This window comes from Photobacterium sp. R1 (genome assembly GCF_054600795.1).
Genome location: NZ_BAAHZP010000422.1, coordinates 1 through 288, shown reverse-complemented (window position 1 = coordinate 288; position 288 = coordinate 1). Strand labels below are relative to the sequence as shown.

The following is a 288-nucleotide window of genomic DNA, read 5'->3' as shown; positions in this document are numbered from 1 at the left end:
AGATGATTGCGGACATAATTGAGGTAAGTTTGCTCATCAACATCAAACCAGGCGTACATTTGTTCGGTCGACACTATAGTTGTCAGTTCGCTCTGGCCACTGGTGACATAGTTGCCCTGCGTAACCTGCGCGTGTGAGACTCTGCCGTCAATCGGCGACACCACCTCGGTGAATGACAACTGCAACCGCGCGTGCTTCAGCGACGCTTTCAGCGCATCCAGTTCGGCCCTGGCCTGTTGTAATGCAGCCTGGCGGTTGTCATAGACATCGGCAGAAATGGCTTTGGTC

General features: G+C 53.5%; 1 protein-coding gene. It reads right to left on the bottom strand.

The genetic code is table 11. From position 1 onward, the window contains the following. On the bottom strand, nucleotides 1-288 hold a 288-nt coding region (locus ACYP03_RS25695), incomplete at both ends, for an efflux RND transporter periplasmic adaptor subunit (RefSeq protein ID WP_459782633.1).